This is a genomic window from Streptococcus sp. 79, from assembly GCF_013277425.1.
In the GTDB taxonomy this organism is placed as follows: domain Bacteria; phylum Bacillota; class Bacilli; order Lactobacillales; family Streptococcaceae; genus Streptococcus; species Streptococcus pseudopneumoniae.
In genome coordinates this window covers 1-3,395 of the sequence record NZ_VMMW01000020.1, presented here as the reverse complement: position 1 = coordinate 3,395, position 3,395 = coordinate 1, and the positions used below count along the sequence as shown (strand labels likewise).

Sequence of the window (3,395 nt, the reverse complement as noted above, 5' to 3'; positions counted from 1 at the left end):
AGATATTTTTTCGTTTCATTCATATTCAGTTGGATCCTTTTCATACGACTATTTTATCAAATGGGACATTTTCACGTTCGATTTACTAAAGACATTATCACATTCGAATTACAAAACAGAAAAAATAAAATGTTTTTCCTTGCAAAATTCGGGGGGGGGGTGGTATAATTATTACTAGACTGTATATTCTTCATAGGAGGTACAGTGGGGTAAATAGTCGTAAGTTGCTATTTATATATTATTGTCAATCGAAGAGGAAAATGACATGTTCTCTTCAATCATATCTTTAAAGGAGAAAGAGTTATGGATTTTAGAAAGTCTAACAGAGAAAAGGTCTTCCGTTACTCCATTCGTAAGTACCACTTTGGTGCCGCCAGTGTCGCGGTTGCCGCATTGATGTTTTTAGGAGCACGAGCTAGTGTTGTTCAGGCGGATACTACAGTAAATGCTACAGAGGTGTCTCTTGAGAGTTCTGCACCTAAATCGGATCCAGCTGCGGAGGGGACTAGTGAAGCTTCTACTGCTAAAGTAGACAAAACGCAGTTGCAAGCATACTATGATAAACTTACTAAACTGCTTGCGGAAAGCGATTTACAGGGAGAAACTGCTGAAAATGCTAAAACTTTACTGAGTGAGGTGAAGGATTTACTTTCAGATGACAAAGCAAGCTCGGAAACTGTTTTAAAAACAGAAAAAGTTCTTGAGACAACGATTGCTGAAGTTGAAAAAGCTCTAGCTAAAAGAACTGAAGATGCAACAGCAACTAAACCAGAAAGTTCGGAAAGAACTGCGACTCCTAGCGGAGAAAATAGGGAAGTTTCAACGGACACAGAGACAGTCGCTGAAAAAGAGAAACTTAAATTGGAGGTGGATAAATTAACACAAGCCGTCCAAGCCTTGCCAACTCATGAAACGACAACAGATGTTCGTAGCAAAGCAAACGATGTCTTGGTAAGCGGACGTGCACTGTTGGATGCACAGAATGTTTCCTTGAAAGATATCGAAGACATGACGGCTACGACTAAGCGTATGTATCTTTCTGTTATGAACGCTAAAACTCGCTTGGCATCAGGACGCCGTGACTCACGTAATAATCGAAGAATCCCAAGAGGAATTCAATTTAGGGCGGAAGTTGCTTATGACAATGGTTCTAATGCAGAAGCAAATGGTCATTCTGACCTTGCTATTCTGCATTCTGTAGCAGGCGACACGGATAAAAACTCCGCCGCATATAAAGTCGGCGATATTATGGAATACAAGATTAAGTACAACAGAGATGCTAATGGAAAGATCATTTCACTAGACTGGCTTCTTTACTTTAATGATCATGCCAAAAATTTATACAATGCCTATGGCACTGATGAAGGGGCTGTTTATAGAAACTATTTTCAAATCCCCAAAGAAGTGGACATGCCAACTAGCATCACGCGTTTGAAATATAAGATTCCAGATAGAGGGCGACTTGTTGGTGGTCGATACAGGTTTGATTCACCAGATGGTACATTTCTCCATGATACGGTAACGTTTGACAATCCTCAACCGGCTAAAGCAGGAGGATTAACATTGGATAATGCTTCAACTTATTCGCTAACCAATGGTTGGGATAGCGTGATAACTGGACGTGGTAGAGATAATCTTAAACGAAATATGAATACGTATTTTAAAGGTGCAGCTTCTGATGCTTCTTGGGAGACTCGAGACTTATTGAATGCTGCGGCTATAGATGAGGTGCGTACGATTTGGGATCGTTCGACTACGGGGTCAAATAAAAACGATGCTTATGTATTCAGATTTACAACAACCGTTTCTCCAGCTACTACTAACGAGCAGTTGGCGAGTATGAAATTAGTGATGGGGATGATGCGAAGTGCAACTGTTGGTGCTAATTCCGCTTTTATTAACGTTGCATCTAATCCTGTGAAATTGTGGCAGTCTGATATTTACACTCCAACAGCGAAAGATCAAACTGTAAAAGTTGGTCAAAAACCAGATGCGACAAAATCAATTGGAAACTTAAACGAACTTCCACAAGGAACAACAGTTGAGTACAAGAATGCAGTAAATACACAAACCCCAGGGGAACAACAAGCAATAGCGGTTGTAACTTACCCAGACACATCTAAAAAAGAAGTTCCAGTAAAAGTAATTGTTGAAAAAGAAACAGCGCTAACTAAACCAGTTATCAATACAGACTTGACAGGTAAAGCTAAGACAACGGATCCAGTTGAAGTTACAGCTGATCCAGGTACTACAATTGAGTTGTTCGACAAAGACGGCAACAAGATTGGTGAAGCTGTAGCAGGTGAGAATGGTAAAGCAACTATCACACCAACAGCACCCATTCCAGCAGGTAATGTAACAGCTAAAGCAAGTAAAAATGGTAAAACATCAGAAGTAAGTGATAGAAAAGTTGCGACCCCAGTTGTACCAGAAAAAGCAATTGCGCAACCAACAAAAGAAGGCGACAAATCGGTTACAGTAGCTGTTCCAGCATCAAAACCAGATACAATTTATGTTACTGTTCAAGGGAAAGCAACGAATCTTAGACTGCAACCAGATGGTACATATAACTTTACTAAGAACGATGCAAATGCTACGTTAGTGAACAACCCAGATGGTACTGTAACATTGAACTTACCAGAAGGTAAGACATTGAATGCAGGAGATCGTATCGTAACTCGTACTCAAAATGATGATCCAAGTAATAGATATGGAGCAGTAGCATCAGCAGAAGACCAAACATACCCACAATTGAACCAACCAGACAAGGTTACAGTTGTTAATCCTACTAACTTGAAAGATGACGAAAAAGCAGCTGTAAAAGCAGCCGTTAAGAAAGCAAACCCATCAGTTGTAGAGTCAGAATTAGAAGTTGATGGTCAAGGTAATGTTACTTATAAACATAAAGGTGCAGGAGTAAACGTTGCTTCTGAGATTGCAACTCTTAAGTTGACAGACACTGTTGAAAGAGATACCACAGCCCCAGCTAAACCAGTTGTAGAAACAGATTTAACAGGCAAAGCCGGCACTAAAGATCCAGTTGAAGTGACAGCAGAACCAGGATCAACAGTTGAGTTGTTCGACAAAGACGGCAACAAGATTGGTGAAGGTACAGCTAACGACGAAGGTAAAGCAACCATTACACCAACGAAAGAACTTCCAGCAGGTGGCGTAACAGCTAAAGCAACAGACCCATCAGGAAATGTATCAGAAGCAAGTGAACCAAAAGAAGCAACACCAGCTAAAGATACCACAGCGCCAGCTAAACCAGAAGTTAAGACAGACTTAACAGGCAAAGCCGGCACTAAAGATCCAGTTGAAGTGACAGCAGAACCAGGATCTAAGGTTGAGTTGTTCGACAAAGACGGCAACAAGATTGGTGAAGGTACAGCTAG

1 protein-coding gene is annotated in these 3,395 nt (G+C 40.7%); it reads left to right on the top strand.

Features of this window, described 5'->3' with window-relative positions; genetic code table 11:
• Nucleotides 1–303 precede the first annotated feature (303 nt).
• Nucleotides 304–3,395: Rib/alpha-like domain-containing protein (locus tag HT729_RS04655; protein WP_172931732.1), on the top strand; the 3,092-nt coding region annotated here is incomplete at its 3' end.